This window comes from Aureimonas flava, assembly GCF_003583935.1.
Lineage (GTDB): Bacteria > Pseudomonadota > Alphaproteobacteria > Rhizobiales > Rhizobiaceae > Aureimonas > Aureimonas flava.
Map to the genome: position 1 here is coordinate 224,355 of NZ_QYRN01000002.1, position 17,024 is coordinate 241,378.

Here is a 17,024-nt window from a genome sequence, read left to right on the forward strand (position 1 = left end):
GAAATACATCCTCCTATGGTTAAAGATCGCATTTTATCCAATTCGTAACTGTGCCTGCGGCGAATTGCTCGACCGGCCCGATTCCGTCTTCGATTTGCCTTAACCAGACCGGCGCATGCTGACGTGGTTTCGCAAATGGGAGGACCCGCAGTGACTGCCCTGTTCGCCTCGGAATCCGACAGAATCCTCGCAGCGCTCGACCGCTCGATGGCGATCATCGAGTTCGATCTCGACGGCCGGATCCTGCGCGCCAACCGCAACTTCTGCGACCTCATGGGCTACGCCGAAAGCGAGATCGTGGGCCGGTCGCACAGCCTGTTCGTGGATGCGGCCCATGCCGCCTCGCCCGAATACGCCGCCTTCTGGGCCAAGCTGCGCCGAGGCGAGTTCGAGTGCGACGAGTTCCGCCGCCTCGCCAAGGGCGGCCGCGAGGTGTTCATCCGCGGCAACTACAACCCGATCGTGAACCGCGCCGGCAAGCCGGTGAAGATCGTGAAGTTCGCCAACGACATCACCCAGACCAAGCTGAGCCAGATCGACAGCGCGGCCAAGATCGCGGCGATCGACCGCTCGCAGGCGGTGATCGAGTTCACGCTGGAGGGTCAGGTCGTCACCGCGAACCCGGCCTTCCTAGGCGCGCTCGGCTACACGCTGGAGGAGGTGGTGGGGCGCCACCACAGCCTGTTCGTGGACGCCGCCTACGCCGCCTCGCCCGAATACGCCGCCTTCTGGGCCAAGCTGCGCGGCGGCGAGTTCGTCAGCGACGAGTTCCGGCGGCTCGGCAAGAACGGCTGCGAGGTGTTCATCCAGGCCTCCTACAACCCGGTGCTCGGCCTCGACGGCAAGGTCGCCAAGGTGGTGAAGTTCGCCTCCGACGTGAGCGACCGGGTGCGCGCCGTCCGGGCGCTCGGCGAGGCGCTCGTCACCCTTTCGCAGGGCAACCTTCGCAACCGCCTCGACACGCCGTTCGGCAAGGCGCTGGACCCCATCCGCCAGAGCTTCAACGGCTCGGTCGAGACGCTGGAGCAGACCCTGATCGCGATCTCGGGCAACGGTTCGACGATCCAGTCGAGCGCCGACGGCATCCGCACCGCCTCCGACGATCTCGCCCGGCGCACGGAACAGGACGCCGCGGCCATCGAGGAGATTTCGGCCGCGCTCGGGGCCATGAGCGCCGGCATGCGCGTGGCCAGCGTGAAGGCCGGGGAAGCGGGCGAACTCGTGTCGCGCACCCGGCGCGAGGCGGAACAGTCGGGCTCGATCGTGGGCGGCGCCGTGGAGGCGATGGGCAAGATCCAGGTCTCGTCCGACCGGATCGGCAGCATCATCGGGGTGATCGACGAGATCGCGTTCCAGACCAATCTCCTGGCGCTGAACGCGGGCGTCGAGGCGGCGCGGGCCGGCGAGGCGGGGCGGGGCTTCGCCGTGGTGGCGCAGGAGGTGCGCGGGCTGGCGCAACGCTCGGCCGAGGCCGCCAAGGAGATCAAGACGCTGATCTCCACCTCGCGCAACCAGGTGGCGGAGGGCGTGGACCTCGTCGGACGCGCCGGCCAGTCGCTCCAGAACATCGTGGAGAAGTTCGCGGCGGTGAACGACCACGTGACGACGATCGTGGAGGCGGTCCGCAGCCAAGCCGAAGGCCTCGGGGAGATCGAGACCGGGATGGGCACGCTGGACCGCAGCATCCAGCGCAACGCGGCCATGGTCGAGGAATCGGCGGCCGCCTGCGCCGAACTGTCGACGGAGGTGGGCGCGCTCAACGCGATGATCGGCCGGTTCGAAGTGTCGCAGCCCGGCGCCGCGCCGCGCCGCGGTTCGCCGGTCCACGCCCTGCATGCGCGCCTGGCGAGCGGGTTCTGACGGGGGCGGGAGCGCATCGGCCGACGCCCGCGGCGCCGGGATTTCGGTAGGCGAGACACGTTTCCGCCGGGCGATCCCGTCGCCAAGCGCAGGTGCGGCCCTTACATCAGGAGACGACGACGCGCGCGAACGGACTGCGCCATGTTCACCACCTCGGCCCATGATCTCTCCGGCCAGCGCGTGCTGATCGTGGAGGACGAACGCGTCGCCGCCGAGGCGCTGACGGACGCGGTCAGGGCGGGCGGCGGCCGGGTCGTGGGTCCGGTCGGCAGCCTGGAGGAGGCGTTGGCCCTGCTGGCCGGCGACGAGGCGCCGGACGCCGCGATCCTCGACGTGAACCTGGCGGGCGACACGGTGTTTCCCGTCGCCCGCGCGCTTCGCCGGCACGCCATCCCGATCGTCTTCGTCACCGGCTACGACGCCTGGGTCGTCCCGCAGGAATACGAGGACGTTCCGGTCTGCCGCCTGCCGGCGGACCCGGACAACGTCGTGCGCCTCCTGTTCGAGCGGCCGTGACCGGCGATCGCGTCCCGGCCGTCAGCGGAGCGCCGAAAGGATCGCGTGCGCGGCGCGCACCCGTTCGGCGTTGGGCCAGTTGCGGTTGGCCAGGAGGACGACGCCGATGCGCCGATCCGGGACGAAGGCGACATAGGCGCCGAAGCCGCCGGTGGAGCCGGTCTTGTTGAAGAGCGTCGCCCCGCGCGGAGCCTGCGGCGGGTCGAGCCGCACGGCGTCCTGCGGCCGGGTGGCCATGTCGGCCGAATTGCCGCCGAGCAGCGTGTCCAGCGCCACCGGATAGGAATACTGCTCCCAGCCGAGGCCCTGCACCAGCGGGCCGGCGCGGTAGTGCCCGAGATGCGTCGCCTCCACGGCCTTGCGCAGGCCCGGGTCCAGCGCGGCGGGATCGATCTGCGCCTCCACGAAGCGGGCCATGTCGGCGGCCGAGGACTTCATCCCGTAGGCTTCGGCGTCCAGCGGCCCGGGGTTCACCCGCACGGCCTCGCCCGAGCGGGACGTGCCGAAGGCGTATTGCGCCTCGCGCGCCTCGGGCACCGCGATCACGGTGTGCGACAGGCCGAGGGCGGGCAGCAGCGTGCGGGTCATCGCCGCCGTGAAACCGGGGCCTAGCGCGCGGCCGACGAGGGTTCCGAAGAGGCCGATCGAGGGGTTGGAGTAGCGCCGCCCGGCGCCGGGCCCGACCGCCGGCCGGAACTCCTGGAAATAGCGCAGGATCCCGGCCTCGCCCGACACGCCGCCCGGGAACTGGAGCGGCAGGCCGGCGGCCGTGTAGGTCGCAAGGTCGAGAAGCGTCGCCTCGCCGATCGGATGCCCGGCGAGCGCGGGCCAGTACCGCTCCGCCCGATCGCCCAGCGACAGGCGGCCCTCGACCTCGGCATAGGCGCCGAGCGTGGCGGTGAAGGTCTTGGACAGCGACCCGAGCTCGAACAGCGTGTCGTCGGAGACCGGCTTGCCGCCCACCGGCGCGTCCATCCCGAAATTGAAGTGATGGCGCCGGCCGTTCTCGAGAACCACCACCGCCATGCCGGGAATGGCCTCGGCCGCGATCGCCGGCTCCACCGCGGCCCGGACGCTCCGCTCGATGGAGGCGGTGTCCGCCGCCGCGGCCGCGGGGGCCGAAAGCCCGAGACACAGGAGGCCGGCAGCCATGGATCGAGGCGACGGGATGGCGTTCATGGAGCTCTCGTCCTAAAGGGGAAGCGGGTGCCGGCGCCCCGCGGAGCCGCCCGACGGCTGCCATCTGCGCGCATGACCGGCGGGCGCGCAAAGCACCAATTCTCGTCCGAGCCATGAGGAAATCTCAGGTGTCGCCTTGGTCCGTCCCTATCTGCCGCTGACGGCGCTCCGCGCCTTCGAGGCCTCCGCGCGGCACCTGTCCTTCACCCGCGCGGCGATCGAGCTCTGCGTCACGCAGGGCGCCGTGAGCCACCAGGTCAAGGCGCTGGAGCAGTCGCTGGGCACGGCGCTCTTCGAGCGGCTGCCGCGCGGGCTGCTCCTGACGCGCGAGGGCGAGATGCTGCTGCCGAGCGTGCGCGACGCCTTCGACCGCATCGCCGGGACGCTGACGCGCTTCGAGAACGGGCGCCTGCGCGAGACGCTGCGCGTGGGGGCGATCGGCACCTTCGCGGTGGGCTGGCTGCTGCCGCGCCTGCCCGCCTTCGCCGAGCGGCATCCGTTCGTGGACCTGCGCCTGTCCACCCACAACAACCGCGTCGATCCGGCGGCCGAGGGGCTCGACTTCGCCATCCGCTTCGGAAGCGGCGCGTGGCACGCCACCTGGGCGCAGGCGATCCTGCCCGCTCCGCTGAGCCCCTTGTGCCCGCCGGCCGTCGCCGCGCGGCTGCGCGCGCCCGAAGAGCTCCTCGGCGAGACGCTGCTTCGCTCCTATCGGGCGGACGAATGGACGCGCTGGTTCGAGGCGGCGGGCCTTCCGCCCGAGCCGCGCATGCCCGGCGGCATCACCTTCGATTCCTCGCTCGCCATGGTGGAGGCGGCGCTCGGCGGCGCGGGCGTCGCGCTGGCCCCGCCGGCCCTGTTCGGGCGCCACCTGCGGTCCGGGACCCTGGTGCAGCCTTTCCCGATCGGCGTGGACCTCGGCGGCTACTGGCTGACGCGGCTCCTGTCGCGCCCCGAGACGGGCGCCATGATGGCCTTCCGCACCTGGATCGACGAGGTCTGCGCCGCGGACCCGACTGGGGCGAGCTGACGGCGGGGCGCGGCGCTTTTCGCTCGAAGTCGGATCGCTCTGCCCCTAAGAGGAACCGGCATGGCAGCCGAAGGGGATCGATCGATGCGCATCGTGGTGACGGGCAGGGAAGGACAGGTCGTTTCGGCACTGCGCGAGCGCGGGCCGCTGGCGGGGGTCGAGATCGTGGCGCTCGGCCGGCCCGAGCTCGACCTCGCCGACCCCGCCTCCGTGCGCCGCGCGATCCTGGCGGCGGAACCCGACGCGGTGATCTCGGCCGCCGCCTACACCGCGGTGGACAAGGCGGAGAGCGAGGCCGAACTCGCGCACGCCGTGAACGCCGAAGGGCCCGGCGCGCTCGCCGCCGCCGCCGCCGAGCGGGGCGTGCCAGTGGTCCATCTCTCCACCGACTACGTGTTCGCGGGCGACAAGGCCGGCCCCTACACCGAGGACGACGCGACCGGGCCGGTCTCGGTCTACGGCCGCACCAAGCTGGAGGGCGAGCGGCGCGTGGCCGCCGCCCAGCCCGACCATGCGATCCTGCGCACGGCCTGGGTCTACTCGCCCTTCGGCGCCAACTTCCTGAAGACCATGCTGCGTCTCGCCGAGACGCGCGACGCGGTCAACGTCGTCGCCGACCAGCACGGCACGCCGACCAGCGCGCTGGACATCGCCGACGCCGCGATCGCGGTGGCCCGGCGGCTGCGCGCCGACCCGGACCCGGCGCTCCGCGGCGTGTTCCACCTGACCGGCTCCGGCGAGGCGACCTGGGCCGATTTCGCCGAGGCGATCTTCGCCGAACGCGCGGCGCGCACCGGCCGGCCCGTCGCCGTCGGTCGCATCGGCACGGCCGACTATCCGACGCCGGCCCGCCGGCCCGCCAATTCCCGACTGTCGGGCGACAAGCTGGCGCGGGTCCACGGCATCGTGCTGCCCGACTGGCGCCTGTCCACCCGCGCGGTGCTCGACCGGCTCCTGTGAGCCCTCAGCCCGCCAGGCGGCGCCCGGCGGCGCCGAGCCCCCAGGCGAGGAGAGCGGCCGCCTCGCCTTCGCCGGCCGCCTCCACGTAGCAGCGCAGCTCCGGCGCGTTGCCGGAGGCGCGGAAGTGCACGGTGGAGCCGTCGTCCAGCGCGGTGCGCACGCCGTCGAACGTATCGACGCCCGCCACCCCGCCGCGCTCGGCGAAGAACGCCCGCGCCTCCTCGCCGCCGGCCCCCAGCATGGCAAGGAACGGCCCGCTGCGCTCGGCGGGGATGTCCGGCAGACGGTCGGCCGCCGCCGCGCCCGCCGCAAGGTCTGCGACCAGCCGCGACACCGGCACGCCCGCCGCGCGCGCCTCGGCCAGCGTCGCCACGATCGGCAGGAGCGCGTCGCGCGTCTTCATGGCGGAGAGGACCTTGCCGCCGCGCCGGACGTCGGAGCCGAGGAGCACGCCCCCGTTGGCCTCGAAGCCGACGACCGCGTCCTCGCCACCGGTCTCCGCCTCGATCCCTTCGATCACGTAGGGCGAGCCGACACGCGTGCGCAGGACGCGCGCGACGAAGGGCGCGCGCTCCAAGCTGGAGGAGGAGGTCACGGGTGTGACCAGCGTGCGCGCGCCGAGCTGACGCGCCGTGAGGAGCCCCAGAAGGTCGCCGCGCACGACCCGCCCCCGCTCGTCGGCGAGGAGCGGCCGGTCGGCGTCGCCGTCGGTGGAGACCACCGCGTCGAAACGGCCGTCCGCCGTCCAGCCGGCCAGGAGCGCGAGATCCTCGGGGCGATGCGCCTCCGTGTCCACGGGAATGAAGCGGTCGGCGCGGCCGAGCGGCTCGGGCCGGGCGCCCAGCCGCGCCAGGGCGTCGACCAGAATGTCGCGGGCGACGGAACTCTGCTGGTAGACGCCGATCCTCAGCCCCACCAACGCCTCGGGGCCGAAGAACGCCGCGATGCGTCCGACATAGGCCTCGGCGAGCCCCTCGACGGGCGCCACCGAGCCCTCGGCGGCGCCCGCGCCCACGGGTGCGGCGGCCTCGAAGGCGGCGCGGATGCCGGCCTCGTCGTCCTTGGTGATCTCGCCGTCCGGCCGATAGAACTTCAAGCCGTTGCGGTCGTCGGGAATGTGGCTGCCGGTCACCATCACCGCTGCCGCGCCGCGCCGCATCGCCTCCAGCGCCAGGGCCGGGGTCGGCAGCGCGCCGGCATCCAGGGCGCGCCAGCCGCGGTCGGCCGCGGCCCGGAGGCAGCTTGCCGCGATCTCGGGGCTCGACGAGCGCAGATCGCGCCCCACCAGAACCTCGCGCGAGGCCGGGGCGAGCCCGGCGGCGTCGAGATGGGCGAGGAACGCGCCGGTCCAGTCGGCGGCCGGGCCGCCCACGAGATCCACGACCAGGCCGCGCAGGCCGCTGGTTCCGAACTTCAGGCTGCTCATCGGCGCTCCTCGCCTCGTTTCGCGCAACTCGGGGCGGGACGCGGTCACTTTCGGGCGTAGATGTCCTCGAGGCGCACGATGTCGTCCTCGCCGGTGTAGGACCCGACCTGGACCTCGATCAGCTTGAGCGGGATCTTGCCGGGATTGTGCAGGCGGTGGGTGCAGCCGATCGGCAGGTAGGCGGCCTCGTTCTCGTGGAACAGCGTCACCGTCCCGTCCACCGTCACCTCGGCGGTGCCGTGGACGACGACCCAGTGCTCGGCGCGGTGGTAGTGGCGCTGCAGGCTGAGGATGCCGCCCGGCTTGACGCAGATGTGCTTGACCTGGAACCGGTCGCCGATGTCGATGCGCTGGTACCAGCCCCAGGGCCGGTGGATGCGATGGTGCTGGCCTGCCTCGGGGCGCGCCTCGCGGTGGAGCTGGGCGACCAGGGTCTTCACCTCGCCGGCCCGCTCGCGCGAGGTGACGAGGACCGCGTCGGGGGTCGTCACGACGACCACGTCCTCCAGACCGACCACGGTGGTCAGCACCTCGTCGGAGCGCACGAAGGAGGAGCGCGTGTCGAGGACGCTCACGGCGCCCTCCAGGACGTTGCCCGAGGCGTCCTTGTCCTTCACGTCGAACATGGCGTCCCAGGAGCCGATGTCGGACCAGCGGAAGCGCGTCTTCAGGACGCCGGCGCGCCGGGTCTTCTCCATCACCGCATAGTCGATCGAGATGCGCGGCGCCGCGCCGAAGGCGGCCGCGTCGAGGCGCAGGAAGTCGAGATCGGCCACCGCCGCGTCCAGCGCCCCGCGGGCCGCGTCCAGCACGGCGGGGGCGAAGGCTGCGAGCTCCTCCGCCATCAGGCGCGCCGGAAACACGAAGTTGCCCGAGTTCCAGCGATAGCCCTCGGCCACATAGGTCTCGGCCGTCTCGCGGTCGGGCTTCTCGGCGAACCGCTCCACGGCGAAGGCGCCGGCCTCGTCCAGCGGCGCGCCGGGGGCGATGTAGCCGTAGGCGGTGGACGGGCCGGTCGGCTCGATGCCCAGCATCATGATCCGGCCGTGACGGGCGGCGCCTTCCGCGGCCCGCTGGCAGTCGGCGGTGAAGAGCGCGGCGTCGGGAATCAGGTGGTCGGCCGCCAGGACCAGGCAGACCGCCTCCTCGTCGCGCCGCGCGGCCATCAGCGCGCCGACCGCGATCGCCGCCGCCGAGTCGCGCCGTTCCGGCTCCAGCACGATGTCGGCCTCGACGCCGAGGCCAGCGAGTTGCTCGGCCACCACGAAGCGGAAGTCGGAATGGGTCACCACGACCGGCCGGGCGAAGCCCTCACCCGTGACCCGCAGGATGGTCTCCTCGAAGGTCGAGCGGCCGGAATCCAGAAGCGAGACGAACTGCTTGGGCATGGAGTCGCGCGACACCGGCCAGAGCCGCGTCCCCGAACCGCCGGCGATCACGACGGGATGAACTAGCCGCGTCCTGCTGGTTGCCGTCATGCGTGCACCTTCCCTGGTCCGACCACGTTCTCGCGGCCCGCCGCGTGTTCGCTACCGCACCGCACGCAAGCTATAGACGAGAATGGTCCGTCATTGTCTAGAAACCATTCGAATTGGTCTTAACGACCGGTCGCGCCGCGGGCCCGGCGGGCGCGGACGCCGGCGGCGGCCCGGCGCTTGCCAAGCGGGGCGCACGCCGCACATGGTCGGAGCGAAACAGCCCGAAAGGCCGTATCCATGCGCAAACCGACCGGCTGCCTGCTGGCCCTCCTGATCGCCGCTCCCGCCCTGCCCGCCACCGCCGCGACGATCCGGGTCGAGCTGCGGAACCAGACCTCCGACACGATCTACACGGTGACGGCCTTCGCCAGCGAACTGGTCGCCAACAACCGCAACCTGACGCGGATTCCGCTTCCCGCCGGGTCGACGCGCTCCGTCACGATCTTCGACGACTACAACAAGTGCATCTTCACCTTCACGGCGAACTTCAACGCGCCGCCGCGGCGCGGGCAGAGGTCGCGCCGGCCCGCCAAGCCGTTCCGCGTGCTGCGCGACATCGACATCTGTCGCGACCGGCAGATCGACCTGCGCTGATCTGCCGGCGGTCGCGCCGTCCGAACCGGCACGCCCGCCGTCGCAATCCCCTCCCCCGCCAGACCTCCGACGGACCGCGCCACCGGGCCGGATCGCGGGTTTGCGCGCAGCCCGCCGCCGTCGCGACATCCGCCCATGCCCCACCGGCGCGTCCGGGGTGGACGCCCGCGCACACGGCCGCACCTGCCGCAGCGACGGCCGCACGCTCCGCTACGGCAACTGATGCAATGTCATTAACTTATAATTATTCATCCAGTTGACTCAACGGCACATTCCTCATTAACGGTTCGTTTACCAACAAAGGGGGAAGTAATGGATATTAATAAAACTTTAATCATCGGGTCCGTCGGCCTCGGCGACAGCGCCGATACGGTCACGTCGAAGTTCTACACCCTGGCCTCGGTCTACGGGCTCGGCGGCGACGACGTGTTCCAGACGCCGGAAAAGGGCGGCCTGATCACCGCCAGCCGGTTCTACGGCGGCGCGGGCGACGACCGCCTCGTGGTCAACGAGGACACCTCGCTCCTCTTCAAGTCGACCTATGACGGCGGCTCGGGCACCGATACGCTGGAGTTCACCAGCGCCGGCAGGATCGTCATGTCGTCGGACGGCGACGCCGGCGCGCCGACCGTGACGCTGAAGACGGCCACCGGCTCGCTGGTGAGCGAGAGCGTCGAGCGCTACATCATCAAGGGCAGCGACGCCGGAGACGTGCTGGTGGGCGGCGCCGGCAACGACTGGCTGGACGGGCGCGGCGGCCTGGACGAGTTCCGCGGCTCGGCGGGCAACGACGGCTACGTGTTCGACACGGTGGGCGAGCGCGTGGTGGGCGAGCAGGCCGGCGGCGGCAACGACACGATCTGGGCCTCGATCTCGGTCAACCTCAACGACAACGCCAATGTCGAGAACCTGCGACTCACCGGCACCGCCTCCATCGACGGCATCGGCAACGAGCTGAAGAACCTGATCACCGGCAACGCCGGCGACAACGTCATCGCCGGCGGCCTCGGCAACGACCAGCTCTGGGGCAAGGGCGGCGTCGACACGTTCGCGTTCGCCGAGATGGGCGCGGCCAACCGCGACTCGATCTTCGACTTCGGCACCGACGACTTCATCCAGCTCGCCAGGTCCGCCTTCGGCGGCCTCGACGCGGCCAGCGGCCAGTCCTACCTCGACGCCTCGGACTTCGTGATCGGCACCAAGGCGACGGCCGACCATGCGCAGGTGATCTACAACAAGGCCACCGGCTACCTGTCCTACGACGCCGACGGCACCGGCTCGGCCGTGGCCCAGGACATCGCCTTCATCGGCAAGAACGTCGCGCTCACCAACGACCACATCCTGCTCGCCTGACCGCCAGGCCAAGGCAGGACGAACCCAAACGACGAGGGCCGCCGGCATCGCGCCGGCGGCCCTCGTGAATTCTGAACGTGCCATGCCCGGGCACGGGCACGGCGTGGCGCGGCGGCGCTCAGACCATGACGTCGCCGGTGCCGCGGCTCTTCCAGTCGCGCAACGACCCGTCGAGATCGGTGGAGAAGCGGAAGCCCGTCTGGGCGAGCGCGGCCGGCTCGACCCGCGTCGAGCGCACCAGCTTCAGGATCCGCTCGCGGTCGATCCCGTTGCGCAGCCCGAAGCGGTTGGCCACCTCGAAGGGCAGCGCGGCGGCGTTCATCAGCGGCTGCGGAAGCACGCCGCGCGGTGGCCGGTAGCCCGCCACCCGCTCGAAGGCCCGGCAGATCTCCTCGATCGTGTAGGCCTGCGGGTAGCAGAAGTTGTAGAGGAACTCGCGCCGCCCCAGCGCCAGCGCATGGTCCATCGAGCGGACGATCTCGCCCACATAGCCGCAGCACTTGATCGTGTCCTTGCGCCCCGGATAGACGAAGGTGCCCTTGCGCAGCGCGGCCGCCAGGCGCGTGAAGTTGCCCCCCTCGCCCTGGCCGAAGATCACCGCCGGGCGAACGATCACCAGTCGCCGCGCCGCGTCGCCCGCCAGCCACTGCCGGTGCACGCCTTCGGCCAGGAGCTTGGAGCGGCCGTAGTCGGACACCGGCTCGGGCGCCGAGCCTTCGGTCTTCAGGTCCTCGCCCGGCCCGTAGACAGCGATCGAGCTGGTGAACAGGATCGCGCGTACCTCGTTGCGCGCGGCGAACTCGCCGACGGACAGCGCGCCGCCGAGGTTGGTCTCGTAGTATTCGTGCGGGGCGTGGCCCGGCGTTCGGTGAACGGCGGCCAGGTTGAAGATCGCCTCGTAGGGCCCGTCGAGCCGGGCCGGAAACGGATGGCGGATGTCATGGACCTCGTAGGCGACGCCCGGCACCGGCCGGCGGGGCGCGGCGATGTCGACGCTGACCAGCCGATCGAACCCGCCCTCGCGGCCGAGGTGCTCCAGGAGGTGGGTCCCGATGAACCCGGCCCCGCCCACAACCATCGCCTGCTTCAACGCAACCTCCATCAACGCCCGCCCGACTTATATGCAGTGCAACATGCGGTGGATCAACCAATTCCCTCAGCCCCGCCCCGGCCGCCGCTGGCTTGACGCCCCCCCCTCACAGGCCCGAACAAGCTTGATGCTGCAATTTGAATGACGTTATACGGACCGGACCGGCTGGGACTAGGGCATGCTTCAGAATCGGACATGGGTCGATCCAAAGGCCGAGGCGGACTTCTGGAAGCAGATGGAACGCCTCGAGACCGTGAACGCGCGCCTCGGCGCGCTCGGACGTTGGGAGGGGCTGCTCCGGCGTGCCGCGCTGCAGCGCGACCTCGACGCCATCCGGATACACGCCCAAGACCTCGTGGATCGCCACACCGTCCCGGCCGACGCCACCGGGGCAAGCCCCGCCGCGCCGGCGGCATCCCCGGCCGACACGCCGCTGCGCACGCTCGCCGGGATGGTGGTGTCGCTCCGCCAGGACCGCGCCTCCCGCTCGGAGGCCGGCGAGGAAAAGGCGGGCTGAGGGCCCGCGATCGCATCCGGCCATCCTCACGGCTCCCCGCGCCGCCCCCTTCCCCTGTCATCCTCCGTTTCTTGCATTGCGAAGGACGACGTGGAACATGGGGTGGTTGTCCTGCGGTTGCGAAAGGCTCGAGGCGGACTCGGGCGCCTCGCGCGACCACGATGCGATGGAGCGGTCTGATGTTGGATATCTCGCTGGCCGGAAGCTCGGCTCCCCAGGTCGCCGTCATCGGAACGGGCTATGTCGGTCTCGTCAGCGGGGCCTGCCTGGCCGAAGCCGGGTGGCGGGTCGCCTGCGTCGACCAGGTCGAGGCGAAGATCACCAAGCTGAAGGCCGGCGTCATCCCGATCTACGAGCCGGGCCTCGACGAGGTCGTGGTGCGCAACGCCGAAGCCGGGCGCCTCACCTTCACCACCGACATCGCCGAGGCGCTGCGCGAGGCGCAGATCGTGATCATCGCGGTGGGCACCCCGACGCGCAAGCTCGACGGCAATGCCGACCTCCAATACGTCTACGCCGCCAGCCGCGACATCGCGCGCAGCCTCAAGCACTATGCCGTGGTGGTGACCAAGTCCACGGTGCCGGCCGGAACGGGCAACGAGGTGCGGCGCATCATCGAGCGCGAGAATCCCGGGCTCGACTTCGACGTCGCCTCCAATCCCGAGTTCCTGCGCGAGGGCAACGCGGTCTCGGACTTCATGAAGCCCGACCGCATCGTGATCGGCACCGACAGCGCGCGGGCCCGCGAGCGGCTCGAAGCGCTGTACCGCCCCTTCACCGACCAGGGCTTCGAGCTGATCTCGACCGACATCATCTCGTCCGAGCTCATCAAGTACGCGGCCAACACGTTCCTGGCGACCAAGGTCAGCTTCATCAACGAGATGGCCGACATCTGCGAGAAGGTCGGCGGCGACATCGGCGCCATCTCGCGCGGCATGGGCTCGGACAAGCGCATCGGGCGCGAGTTCCTGAAGCCCGGCCCCGGCTACGGCGGCTCGTGCTTCCCCAAGGACACGCTGGCCATGGTGCATATCGGCGAGAAGGCGCTGAGCCCGGCGACCATCGTGGAGGCCGTGATCACGGTCAACCGCTCGCGCCCGCACCGCATGGTGGCCAAGGTGGTCCAGGCCGCCGGCGGCTCGGTCGACGGCAAGACCATCGCCCTGCTCGGCCTCACCTTCAAGCCCAACACCGACGACGTGCGCGACAGCGTGGCCGTGCTCGTCGCCGAGCAGCTCGTGCAGAAGGGCGCCACCGTGCGGGCCTTCGACCCGAAGGGCATGGAGCATGCCCGCGAGATGCTGGGCGATGCGATCACCTATTGCCCCACCATGGCGGATGCGATCGGGGACGCGGACCTGTGCGTGCTCGCCACCGAATGGGAGGAGTTCGTGCGCTTCCCGCTCGAGGGCTACCGCGAGGCGCTGCGCAACCCGATCCTGGTGGACCTGCGCAACGTCTTCTCCCTGGAGGCGATGGCCGAGGCCGGCTTCGAGTACCATTCGATCGGCCGCACCAGCATCCAGGCGCCGCTGCCCGAAACCCTGGCGCGCTCGGCCTGACGCCGGAGCGCGGAAGCTTCGACGGATGGGCGCCCGGGGCGCACGCCCGAGCCTGGCGATCGCGGCGCTGGCGGCGGGGATCGCGGCCGCCGCGCCCGCGCGCGGGGCGCCGGGAACCGGCGACGGGCCCTTGCGCGTCGCGACCTTCGGAACGAGCCTGACCGCGAACGGCGGTTGGCAGACGCCGCTCGCCGAGGCGATGGAGGCCTGCGCCGGCCGGCCGGTCACCGTCAGCAACCACGGGCGCGCGGGCGCGGCGTCGGACTGGGGCGTCGAGGCGGTGGGAGACGTAGCCGCCGAGCGGCCCGACATCGTGTTCCTGGAGTTCGCGGTCAACGACGCCGCCCTCGACAGGATGATCGGCGTGTCCGCGAGCGTGGAGAACATGCGCGCGATCGTCGGCGCGCTGCGCCGGGCCCGGTCGGACGTCCTGGTCTACGTCATGGCCATGAACCCCTTGAGCGGCCGCCGCCTCTGGGCCCGCCCCTTCCGGGCGCGCTACGAGGACGCCCACCGCCGCCTCGCGCAGGACCTCGGCCTGCGCTACATCGACCACCGGCCCGACTGGGAGGCCATGGGCCGCCCCGCGCTCTACCTGGCCATCGTCGACGGCGCCCATCCGACGGCGGGCGCCGCCAGCGCGATCGTGGTGCCCAACATCATGAGGCGCCTGGCCGAGGACGGCGTGCTGGCCTGCGCCCCCGCCGCCCGGCCCTGAACGCCCGCCGGAGCGCGGCCACCCTTCCCCCTCCCGAATCTTCCCCGCCCCCTTCCGCCCGGAGCCCGGATCCATGATCGTGAACCTGTTCAGCACGGCGAACCTCTCGTCCGGCCGCTCGGACGTCCTGGCCCGCATGATCGCCTCCGTGGCGGACGCCGCGCGCGTGCGGCCGGACATGGAGCTGCGGCTCATGATCCTGCTCCAGTGCTGCGACCGCGCGCCGGCGGATCTCCTCAGCCCGGACGAGGCCCGTTTCGTCACCCTCCTCACGGCGCCCGGCCTCGTGTCGCTCTCGGCGGCGCGCAACCGCCTGCTCGCCGAGGGCCGGCGCATCGGCTGGATGGCGGGCGACGAGATCGTCGCCTTCCCGGACGACGACTGCTGGTATCCGGCGGGCGCACTCGCCTATGTCCACGACGCCTTCTCGGCGCGGCCGGACCTCGACTTCTGGTTCTGCGACTACGCCTCCGCCCCGGTGCCGGTGGACGGGGCGCGCGAGCGGGACGCCTCGGTGCACGACGTCCTCCGGCGCGCCTCATCCAACACGATGGTGTTCCGCAGCCGCGTGGCGCGCGAGGCGGGCGAGTTCGATCCCGAGCTCGGCGTCGGCGCGCGGCTGAACGGGTCGGAGGACACCGACTACGCGCTCCGGGCCTTCGCCCTGTCCCGGCGCACCCGCTTCATGCCGCTCGCCTGCATCGGCCACCGCGACCGCAACACCGCGATCCGCGCCAAGTACTACCCGTCCGGGCTCATGGTGATCGCCCGGCACGCACGCCGGGTTCCCGCCCTTCGCGGCGCGCTGGTGCGCAAGCTGGCGGTGGGCTCGGCGCTGCTGGCGCGCGGGGAACTCAAGCCCGGCGCCTTCCTCGGCGCCCTGCGAACGGCGATGGGCGAGATGCGGCGGCCGGGCCGCTGAGGCCGGCCGCCGACGGCCGGACTTCGCCCCCGGTTCTCCCCGGCTCGCGGCGGCGGTTCTAGCCTGTCCTCCGATCCAAGGAGGACCCGATGCCCGCACAAGACCCCTATCTCAACGCGGCTCCCGCCGCCGCCGGCCCGGCGACCCGCCTCTTCGCCGTGACGCCGAGCGACACCGCCGAGCTGCCCTTCGTGACCACCGGTCTCTATGTCGGCAGCGGCGGCGACGTCGCGGTGCAGGACCGCCTGTCGGGGGAAACCGTGGTGTTCCGGAACGTCGGCGAGGGCGCGGGTCTTCCCGTGCGCGTGGCGCGGGTCCTCGCCACGGGAACCACGGCCGGCCAGATCGTGGGGCTGGCGTGATGACGGGGCTGGGGATCGGCAACCTCCTTGGCGCGCGCGCCGCCTCGCTTCCCTCGCGCCCGGCCTACGACGCCGCCTCGCGCCGGGCGAGCGGGCGCGCGCCGCCGGGCGCCGCGGTCACCGTGCTGGTCGACGGCGTTTCGGCCGGAACGGCCACCGCCGACGCGCAAGGGACCTGGTCGCACGTCCTCGGAACGGCGCCGGGCGCCGGACAGGCGATCCGCGCGAGAGCCGAGGTGACCTCGGCCGCCCGCCTCGTCGCCACGCCGGCGGCGACCGCGGCCACCGTCCGCCGCCTCGCAGGCTTCGGCGGCGACCAGGGCAACCAGATCCGCCCCTCGGACGGGACCAAGACGACGTTCAACGTGCGCAAGCGGTTCTTCTCGCCCGTCAAGATCGCCGACCCGGAGGTCGCCTACACCGGCATCCACTACAACTCGGGCGCCGAATACGACTATCCGAACGAGGCGACCTACCACAGCGCGATCGAACTGCCGGACGGGACGATCCGCGACATGGGCGCGCCGGTGACCGTGGCGCCGGGCACGATCCTCGCCCGCTCGCAGAAGGCCGCCGGCTTCACCATCCCGGCCGGGTTCTACTGGATCCGAACCTGCGGGCGGGTGCCGGCAGGCGGCAAGTGGCACTATACCGACGCCTTCCGCAGCGCGAACGTCGGCCACATGGAGGAAGGCGTCGACCTCGCTGACAAGGCGGCCGCCGGCTCGATCGGCAACGCCTCCCAGCAGATGCCCGCCGCCGCGATCGGCGTGATCGGCGACATGCCGGCCTCGCACCGCTTGGTGGCGCTGGCCGGCGACAGCATCTCGCAGGGCGTCGGCGGCTATTCGCACGCCGGCGCGCCGGGGCTGGCCATCGGCATCCTCTCCGGTCTGGTCCTGCAGAGCGGCGTCGGCAGCGTCCTTCCCCTCGGCCGCGCGGGCGCCTCCGCGCAGGCCAACCGCGCGCACTACGCCAAGCGGATCGCCCTGATGCAGGCGCTCGGCGTCACCGACATCCTCTGCGATCTGGGCGTCAACGACCTCTCCTCGTCCGCTTCGGCGGCGGCGCTGAAGGCGTACCTCACCACGCTGTTCAACGCGTTCCGGTCGGCCCTGCCGGACGCGCGGATCTACCAGTCCACGATCACGCCCTCGACCTCGGCGACGGCCCCGATCACGGAGACCAACCAGACGGTTCCCGCCGCCATGCAGGACGGACGGCGGCTGGCGTTCAACGCCGATCTTCGCGGCGGCGGCCTCGCCCCGCTGGTGGCCGGCGTGGTGGAGTTCGCGCTGCCCGCCCAACTCGACGCCGATCCGAACCTGTGGAAGGCGGGCTATGCCTCGGACGCCGGCAACCCCGGCGCCCAGCAGCATCCGAACCAGACGGGCGGCGAGGCGATCGTCGCCTCGGCGGCCGCGGCGAACCCGCTGGCGCTGGCCGGCTGAGACCGG

General features: G+C 71.7%; 16 protein-coding genes. 12 read left to right on the forward strand and 4 right to left on the reverse strand.

Features of this window, described 5'->3' with window-relative positions; genetic code table 11:
* The first annotated feature begins 150 nt into the window (after positions 1 to 150).
* On the forward strand, positions 151 to 1,860 hold the full coding sequence (locus D3218_RS04265) for a methyl-accepting chemotaxis protein (protein ID WP_168990410.1): 1,710 nt from the start codon (positions 151 to 153) through the stop codon (positions 1,858 to 1,860).
* 141 nt (positions 1,861 to 2,001) lie between these two features.
* Positions 2,002 to 2,376 carry a response regulator gene (locus tag D3218_RS04270; RefSeq protein WP_119538665.1) on the forward strand — a complete coding sequence of 125 codons (375 nt, stop codon included), beginning with the start codon at positions 2,002 to 2,004 and terminating at the stop codon, positions 2,374 to 2,376.
* A 21-nt stretch (positions 2,377 to 2,397) separates the two neighbouring features.
* On the opposite strand, the gene ampC is transcribed toward D3218_RS04270, so the two are convergent.
* Complete coding sequence (gene ampC, locus D3218_RS04275) at positions 2,398 to 3,555, reverse strand: class C beta-lactamase (RefSeq protein ID WP_119538666.1); 1,158 nt, start codon at positions 3,553 to 3,555, stop codon at positions 2,398 to 2,400.
* Between the two features lie 136 nt (positions 3,556 to 3,691).
* Between ampC and D3218_RS04280 the strand changes: the two genes are divergently transcribed.
* Entirely contained in the window at positions 3,692 to 4,585 is an 894-nt protein-coding gene (locus D3218_RS04280; RefSeq protein ID WP_119538667.1) for a LysR family transcriptional regulator, read from the forward strand.
* Between the two features lie 84 nt (positions 4,586 to 4,669).
* Positions 4,670 to 5,545, forward strand: a complete 876-nt coding sequence (gene rfbD / locus D3218_RS04285; protein WP_119538916.1) for a dTDP-4-dehydrorhamnose reductase — start codon at positions 4,670 to 4,672, stop codon at positions 5,543 to 5,545.
* 4 nt (positions 5,546 to 5,549) lie between these two features.
* Here the strand turns inward: rfbD and D3218_RS04290 are convergent, their stop codons facing one another.
* The gene (locus D3218_RS04290) at positions 5,550 to 6,971 is read right to left on the reverse strand and encodes a phosphohexomutase domain-containing protein (protein WP_119538668.1); all 1,422 of its coding nucleotides are present in this window, start codon (positions 6,969 to 6,971) and stop codon (positions 5,550 to 5,552) included.
* A gap of 44 nt (positions 6,972 to 7,015) precedes the next feature.
* Positions 7,016 to 8,449 (reverse strand): mannose-1-phosphate guanylyltransferase/mannose-6-phosphate isomerase, encoded by a 1,434-nt coding sequence (locus D3218_RS04295; protein WP_119538669.1) that lies wholly within the window; start codon positions 8,447 to 8,449, stop codon positions 7,016 to 7,018.
* Positions 8,450 to 8,686: 237 nt separating this feature from the next.
* On the opposite strand from D3218_RS04295, the gene D3218_RS04300 reads away from it, so the two are divergent.
* Both D3218_RS04300 and D3218_RS04305 read left to right on the forward strand, forming a co-directional pair.
* The gene (locus D3218_RS04300) at positions 8,687 to 9,043 is read left to right on the forward strand and encodes a hypothetical protein (protein ID WP_119538670.1); all 357 of its coding nucleotides are present in this window, start codon (positions 8,687 to 8,689) and stop codon (positions 9,041 to 9,043) included.
* A 312-nt stretch (positions 9,044 to 9,355) separates the two neighbouring features.
* Positions 9,356 to 10,396 carry a calcium-binding protein gene (locus tag D3218_RS04305; RefSeq protein WP_119538671.1) on the forward strand — a complete coding sequence of 347 codons (1,041 nt, stop codon included), beginning with the start codon at positions 9,356 to 9,358 and terminating at the stop codon, positions 10,394 to 10,396.
* A 118-nt stretch (positions 10,397 to 10,514) separates the two neighbouring features.
* Here D3218_RS04305 and D3218_RS04310 read toward each other — a convergent pair whose 3' ends face one another.
* Positions 10,515 to 11,486 carry an NAD-dependent epimerase/dehydratase family protein gene (locus D3218_RS04310; protein ID WP_119538672.1) on the reverse strand — a complete coding sequence of 324 codons (972 nt, stop codon included), beginning with the start codon at positions 11,484 to 11,486 and terminating at the stop codon, positions 10,515 to 10,517.
* Between the two features lie 178 nt (positions 11,487 to 11,664).
* Between D3218_RS04310 and D3218_RS04315 the strand changes: the two genes are divergently transcribed.
* From D3218_RS04315 to D3218_RS04340, 6 genes are all read left to right on the forward strand, one after another.
* The gene (locus tag D3218_RS04315) at positions 11,665 to 12,003 is read left to right on the forward strand and encodes a hypothetical protein (RefSeq protein ID WP_119538673.1); all 339 of its coding nucleotides are present in this window, start codon (positions 11,665 to 11,667) and stop codon (positions 12,001 to 12,003) included.
* A gap of 179 nt (positions 12,004 to 12,182) precedes the next feature.
* The gene (locus D3218_RS04320) at positions 12,183 to 13,565 is read left to right on the forward strand and encodes a UDP-glucose dehydrogenase family protein (RefSeq protein ID WP_119538674.1); all 1,383 of its coding nucleotides are present in this window, start codon (positions 12,183 to 12,185) and stop codon (positions 13,563 to 13,565) included.
* 25 nt (positions 13,566 to 13,590) lie between these two features.
* Positions 13,591 to 14,283: an SGNH/GDSL hydrolase family protein gene (locus tag D3218_RS04325; RefSeq protein ID WP_119538675.1), complete on the forward strand. Its 693-nt coding sequence runs from the start codon at positions 13,591 to 13,593 to the stop codon at positions 14,281 to 14,283.
* A gap of 73 nt (positions 14,284 to 14,356) precedes the next feature.
* Positions 14,357 to 15,205 (forward strand): glycosyltransferase family 2 protein, encoded by an 849-nt coding sequence (locus D3218_RS04330; protein WP_119538676.1) that lies wholly within the window; start codon positions 14,357 to 14,359, stop codon positions 15,203 to 15,205.
* An 89-nt stretch (positions 15,206 to 15,294) separates the two neighbouring features.
* Positions 15,295 to 15,567, forward strand: a complete 273-nt coding sequence (locus D3218_RS04335) for a spike base protein, RCAP_Rcc01079 family (RefSeq protein WP_119538677.1) — start codon at positions 15,295 to 15,297, stop codon at positions 15,565 to 15,567.
* Positions 15,567 to 17,018, forward strand: a complete 1,452-nt coding sequence (locus D3218_RS04340; protein WP_119538678.1) for a GDSL-type esterase/lipase family protein — start codon at positions 15,567 to 15,569, stop codon at positions 17,016 to 17,018. Before D3218_RS04335 ends, D3218_RS04340 begins: the two co-directional genes overlap by 1 nt.
* Positions 17,019 to 17,024: the final 6 nt, after the last annotated feature.